Raw genomic sequence first — 6,000 nt, 5'->3', positions numbered from 1 at the left:
CCGCCGACCAAATCCTCGCGTCGGTCAAGCGCTTCTGCCAGAAGACAATGAACCGAACTTCAGATTCAGGTGACTAGTATGTGAAGGCACTGTCCTATTCCGGCCTCGACTTTGCCTTCCGCTACAAGGGCGTGCCGGTGCAGACCTTTGTCCAGCGGCCGGAGTTCGCGGCCTGCGCCGAGGCCAAAGACAGTGCCGCCCTGTGGAGTTGCCGCGACAGGGTCTGGGTAGAACATTTCCGTGGCAAGAGCGTCGATGGCGTCACCTACGAGGCCATGACCTTCCAGCAGGCGTTCTTCCAGCCCTTCTTCGCCGGCCAGACATTCGGCCTTGGCCAGATCAGCCCGTTGACCGCGCTGGAAGTGACCGACCTGGTCAACAGGGTGAGCGGCTATGACAGACTGACGCCAGATCGTCCGCAGGCGATCTATCGTGATGTCATGGATCCGGATCGCAGCATCGTCTACATCGCGGCGATCGTGCGCGACGCCATCGACGCTTACAAACAAGAGGGCTTCGACATATCGGGCAATCCGGGCGTCACGGCCATGCTCTACAATGTCGGCCAACCCCGGCAGCGGGCGGCCGACCTGCGCGTGGCAGTCGCCAGTGGCAAGGGCCGCAAGCTGCCGGTGGAAAATTATTACGGCTGGCTCGTCAACGACAAGCTCGACGAACTCAGGAGCCTGCTCGACAGCGGCAGCTGAGAGATGCTTTTTATCAGGGAGCTTGCGTGCAGTCGTTCATCGACCAGAGCGTTTGTTTCATTGAAAACCATCAGGCCTGGGCCGGCGTCGTGGTCGGGCTGCTGGCGTTCGGCGAGTCGCTGGTGCTGGTCGGCATCCTCCTGCCCGGCACCACGGTCCTGGTCATCGTCGGCGGCCTGGTGGGCGCAGGCATCGTCCAGCCTTTGCCCGTTCTTCTCGCAGCGATGGTCGGTGCGGCGCTCGGCGACACCGTCTCCTATTTCCTTGGCAAATGGCTCGGACGCGGTGTCGTCCATAAATGGCCGCTCAATCGCTACCGGCGCGAGATCGCCCGGGCGCGGCTGTTCTTCCATCGTTATGGCTTCGCGGCGGTTTTCGTCGGCCGCTTCTTCGGCCCGGTCCGCGCTACCGTGCCGCTGGTCGCGGGCATGATGGGCATGAACCGGCGCCGCTTCCAGATCGCCAACATCCTGTCGGCGATCATCTGGGCTCCAGCCGTGCTGTCGCCGGGATGGCTGGTCGCCAAGGGCGCCGGCAGTCTCCCCGAACTCGATGCGACCAGCCTGTTCGGCATGGCGGTGATCGCAGCCATCGCCTTGGTCATCATAGCGGTGATCGCCGGCAAGCTCCGGGGCAAACGCCAGCCTAGCCGCGCTTCCTGAACACGCCGATCATCGGTCCCAGATTCCAGTAATCGTCGTTGCGGCCGATTGCCGGGGCAAGCAGGCTTGAAATCGAGCCGTCGAGGAACAGCGCATTGTCGCAGCCGAGCGCATCGCGAAAGAGCCGGGCGAATGCATGGAACGTCACCGCACCATTCGAAATGACAAAGACCGCGACACCGTCCTTTCGCACGCCGACACCGTCGCGGGTCTTGCGCGAGGTGCTGTCGGACTGGAATTTCGGATGAAGCTGGCCGTCGATCACCAGCATCGGCCCGGATTGCGTCGCATAGTCGGTGGGCGGCCGCTTCCTGACGAAGTCCCTTGTCGCCCGGACCGCGGCCTTGCCGCCGCTGATGTAGAAGATGCCATTCGGCTGCAGTGAAAAATTGCCAGTTCCCGATCCCGTCTTCACATCAGCCATTTCCTGGCCTCGCTCGATATAGAGGCCGACCGGCCTGAGGTCGGGGTGATACATGCCGGCATTGATGGCAAACAGCATGGTGCGGCCGGCCGCGTGCTGGGCATTATCGAGATTGTGCAGCGACTGAAAAGGTTTACCAGCTGGATCCTTCCAGAACAGCTCGATCGAATAGCGTTTCGGGTCTACCTCGCAGACGAGATAGCTGGCCGCCTCAAAGGCAAAATCGCGGCACGGTGGTACCGTTGCGAACCATTGGCCGAACGCCATCATCGTGGCGATCGCCTGGGGCAGCGCGGTCTTGGCGAAGGCCGCCAACAGCGGGACGGTGTTGAGAAGTGTCGGAAAATCCATGCGCCTACCGGATTGCCAGCTCCAACCAGCGACGTGGATACCACCGCCGGGCGCTAAAATGGAAGGCTTGAACAGAACGCAGGAATGGTCCGTTAGCGGGCGCCATAGCGCCGCGGAGACTATTTGACAGCGCTGACCAGCTGTTCGTCGCCGCCAAGGATGGAAACCCAGTGCCCGGTGTTGTCGCTCGCCTGTCTTTTCAGGTAGCGGTAGCTGGTCTGGTTCCAGAGGCGGATCTTGTCGGTCAGGTTGTCGAGGATGAAGTCACCCTTGTCGGTGCGCACTGTCAGCACGGCATGACCCTCGCCGTCGGGCTTGCGCACCACTGTCATCATCAGATTGGCGATGGCAATGCCCAACCTATTGAGTTCGCGCCGCTTTTCCAGCGCGTAGTCCTCGCAATCACCGAAGCCGTTGTCGGGATAGGCCCACCATTCCTCCTTGCCGTAATTGTCGAGGTCGCTCATCGGCTTGACGCGCGTGTTGACCGAGAGATTTACCGCCGTGATCTCGTGCAGCAGCTTGCCGGTCATATGTTCGGGCGCGTTATCGGGTGAGCGGATGGAGCATTCCGCGACATGGATCTTGCAAAAATCATAGTGGCCGATCGGCTGAGAGGTCGAGCCACCGACAACCATGGACGCGGGCGCGGAATAGGCGAAGCTCGCCGCCGAACAGAAAGCGGTCAGCGCAACCGCCAGCCCCAGCCCCTTCGCCTTGCGGCGCCAACCTGTCGAGGATGCCATGTGGCCCCGCCCATCGCTTTTTTATTAACGGAACGTTAAGGGCGGTTATGTCCCGAAGTCAATGAACGCGGCTGATCACATCTTTGCGGGCGCCGCATGGGCCTCGGCGGGTTGCAACGGCGCAACACCAAGGTTCAGGTTCCGGGGCTATGCCAGCCATCCCATCGCGACGCCGAGCAACAGGACGACGCCGAGCAGGCCACGGTAGATGACGAAAGGCCAGGCGGAGAACCGTTCCAGCACGCGCATCAACCCCCAGATGGCGAAGAAGGCGGAGATCGAGGCGACGACCAGCCCCGTGGCAAGAACCGACCAGCCATGGGCATCAAGGTGAACCTTGTGCAGTTCCCACAGTTCCTTCAGACCGGCCAGCGCGATCGCCGGCAGCCCGAGCAGGAACGAGAAGCGCGCCGCCTCGGCCCGTTTGAAGCCGAGCCCCAATGCCGCCGTCAAAGTCGAGCCCGAGCGTGAGACGCCAGGTATCAGCGCGCCGATCTGGGCGATGCCGACCAGAAGCGCGTCGGCGAGCGACGCTTCGCCCATGGTGCGGCGGTGGCGGGCGAAAATCTCGGCCAGCGCCAGCAGGACCGCCATGACGATGCAGGCCCATCCGATCACGCTCAGGCTGCGCAGCGGCGAATTGCAGGTATTGAGAACGCCTGACAGCGCCACGCCGGCAATGACGATCGGGATCGTCGCCAGCACGATCCAGGAAGCCAGCCGAAAGTCGCGGTCCGCGAAATCGCGCCGCACGAGAGCCCCGAGCGAGCCGAACACGAGATCCCTGACATCGCCCCAGAAATAACTGACGACGGCGGCGAGCGCGGCAAGCTGCATGGCCGCGGAGAAGGCGGAGCCGGGATCCTGCCAGCCAAGCACCGCCGGCACGATGCGCATGTGGGCGGTCGAGGAAATCGGCAGCAATTCGGTGATGCCCTGAACGAGGCCGAGAAAGGCGACCTTGGCATATCCCAGGCCGACAAAGCCCGTATCCACGCCCTGAGTGCAGATGTCAGCCATGTCGGGTTCCGTGTGTGAGAGATCTAGCTTGCGCAGGTGTTACCGGCGTCGGCCGGTCCCGCGCAAGCCTTACCGTCATGGATCGGATAATCAATTTACGGATTTGTAAGCTGGCGCCGTGCGTCGAAGTACGTCGTCCGGGACCGCCCCAAGAGGCCGGCCTTTTTTCTCATGGGATAGAACGGCAAGCAATTACGGGCACAACCAAGGTTTCTGGCAGGTCCTGGCGATCACATGGGCCGGGGGAACGACAGGTTCTTCGGCCGATGGTCGGCGCACCCGTTCGAGCAGCATGCGTACCTGTTCCGGGCGCACACGGTCACGCTCCATCACAAGCAGGACCATCGGATCGCTCAAAAGCTCGTCCAGGGTGCTGATGCTGTCGTTCATCCGTCGTCTCCTCGAATGCCGGCCCGCGCAGCATAGATAGGACGCAAAGATGGCCCGCCAATGACGTTTTGCCGGCTATCGCGTGACGATTTGGATTAATTTTTTGTCATGACTGCACGGCTTCGTCCTTCTCCGTACGGGAGAAGGGGGAAGTACTTACGGAGGCGGGGCGTCTTCATATTGCGGCAGGCCGTCGTCAAGGACCAGCCAAGGCTGCTTCGAGCCGGTCCAGATATGCATCTGCGGCCGAAACAGCGAAGGATCGTCGAGCGATCCGGTGGTGATGCCGATGATGCCGGCGGAATCGCGCCGCGAAAACATCGTCGTGCCGCAATTCGGACAAAAGCCGCGCTTGAGATCCGGCGAGGTGTTCACAGTCGCCAGCGGTCCTTCGACCGTCACATCGTCGATGCGAAACAGCACGCGCGCATTGAAGGCAGCGCCGATCGCTTTCTGGCAAAGCCGGCAATGGCAGATACGTTCGTTGACAGGATCGACGTCGGCACGATAGCGCACCGCTCCGCACAAGCACCCGCCCTGATATCCAGCCATCGTCCTGATCCAGTCTTGGAGAGAGTAATCGACAGGCTAGCGGCGGAACCGATTGGGTCAATTGAAAAGCTTTGATACAAGGTCATCGATTATGATGATGCGGGTGGAACGGAAGCCATGACGCCAGATATCGAAACCATCGGGATTGCGGACCTGTTCGGTCCGCCCTCGCCCGCCCGCGACCGAACCGACGCCCGGATCATGGCCGCCGCCTCGGGCATCGGTTTCATGGCGGTCCGCGATTTTCCCGGCGATGACTGGCTGACGCCGGACAAGCGCGGGCAATTGCTGCGCATCTTCACGCTTCCCGATGCCGAGAAGCAGAAACTGCTGCGCTGGAATTTCGACCGCACCAAGAAGAATTTCTACCGCGGCTGGTTCCCGCTGCAGCCGCGAGCCGTTTCCTACAAGGAAGGCATCGACATGGGGCCTGACCTTGCCGATCCGACGCGTGTTTCGGCTTCCGACGATCCATTGCGCGAGCCAACACCATTTCCGGCCGAAAGCGCGCTGCCCGGCTGGCGCGCCGAGGCGGCCGACTACTATCGCGCCATGGAGACGGTCGGTAACGCGCTGATGCGGTCGATCGCCCGCGGGCTTGGCCTGCCGGAGACGGTCTTCGATGCCTATTTCGAACAGGGCATCTCGACGCTGCGCCTGATCCGCTATCCCCTGCGCGACGTCAATGCCGGCGTCGATGCTGGTGGCCCGCAGGTCACGGTGGTCCATAAGGGGGAAACGCGCACCATCATCGGCGGCGAACATGCCGATTCAGGCTTCGTGACTTTACTGGCGCAAGACGGCGTCGACGGCCTGCAGGCAAAAAACCTGGCCGGCGAGTGGGTCGACGTGCCGCCTGCCAACGGCACGCTGGCGGTCAATTTCGGCCAGTTGCTGGAGCGCTGGACCGGCGGACGCGTCAGGGCGACGCGGCACCGGGTGATTGCGCCGAAGACGGTGCGTTTTTCGATCCCGTTTTTCTACGAGCCGCGCGTCGATGCCGAGATCGCTCCGTTGCCACTGAGCGGCACGGAACCTTTCGAGCCGTTTCTTTATGGTGATTATCTCTGGGACTCGGCGACGAATTTCGTCGAGATGAGCGGCATCAAGCATCTAAGGCTGCCCCGTCGCGCGAAGGCTTCATAAAC

7 protein-coding genes and 1 pseudogene are annotated in these 6,000 nt (G+C 62.1%); 3 read left to right on the top strand and 5 right to left on the bottom strand.

The annotated features are described in order from the left end of the window. Positions 1 to 77: 77 nt before the first annotated feature. Positions 78 to 707, top strand: a pseudogene (locus tag FJ938_RS27160) (DUF1402 family protein); the annotation flags it as partial. Positions 708 to 733: 26 nt separating this feature from the next. After that, on the top strand, positions 734 to 1,369 hold the full coding sequence (locus FJ938_RS27155; protein ID WP_140699272.1) for a DedA family protein: 636 nt from the start codon (positions 734 to 736) through the stop codon (positions 1,367 to 1,369). Here FJ938_RS27155 and FJ938_RS27150 read toward each other — a convergent pair. From FJ938_RS27150 to FJ938_RS27130, 5 genes are all read right to left on the bottom strand, one after another. Then, positions 1,353 to 2,144, bottom strand: a complete 792-nt coding sequence (locus FJ938_RS27150) for a phosphodiester glycosidase family protein (RefSeq protein WP_140699269.1) — start codon at positions 2,142 to 2,144, stop codon at positions 1,353 to 1,355. The two genes, FJ938_RS27155 and FJ938_RS27150, sit on opposite strands and share 17 nt — an antisense overlap. A gap of 119 nt (positions 2,145 to 2,263) precedes the next feature. Further along, positions 2,264 to 2,890, bottom strand: coding sequence for a transglutaminase-like cysteine peptidase (locus FJ938_RS27145; protein ID WP_140699267.1), 627 nt, complete (start codon positions 2,888 to 2,890; stop codon positions 2,264 to 2,266). A gap of 147 nt (positions 2,891 to 3,037) precedes the next feature. Then, a complete protein-coding gene (locus FJ938_RS27140) occupies positions 3,038 to 3,910 on the bottom strand; it encodes an undecaprenyl-diphosphate phosphatase (protein ID WP_140610173.1) in 873 nt (290 codons plus the stop codon). A gap of 192 nt (positions 3,911 to 4,102) precedes the next feature. Next, entirely contained in the window at positions 4,103 to 4,300 is a 198-nt protein-coding gene (locus FJ938_RS27135) for a hypothetical protein (protein ID WP_140610174.1), read from the bottom strand. Between the two features lie 156 nt (positions 4,301 to 4,456). Further along, entirely contained in the window at positions 4,457 to 4,852 is a 396-nt protein-coding gene (locus FJ938_RS27130; protein WP_140610175.1) for a GFA family protein, read from the bottom strand. Positions 4,853 to 4,969: 117 nt separating this feature from the next. On the opposite strand from FJ938_RS27130, the gene FJ938_RS27125 reads away from it, so the two are divergent. Further along, positions 4,970 to 5,998: a 2OG-Fe(II) oxygenase family protein gene (locus FJ938_RS27125; protein ID WP_140699264.1), complete on the top strand. Its 1,029-nt coding sequence runs from the start codon at positions 4,970 to 4,972 to the stop codon at positions 5,996 to 5,998. The last annotated feature ends 2 nt before the right edge of the window (positions 5,999 to 6,000 follow it).

The organism is Mesorhizobium sp. B2-4-14 (assembly GCF_006442155.1).
GTDB lineage: Bacteria > Pseudomonadota > Alphaproteobacteria > Rhizobiales > Rhizobiaceae > Mesorhizobium.
This window is presented reverse-complemented; position numbering and strand designations above follow the sequence as displayed.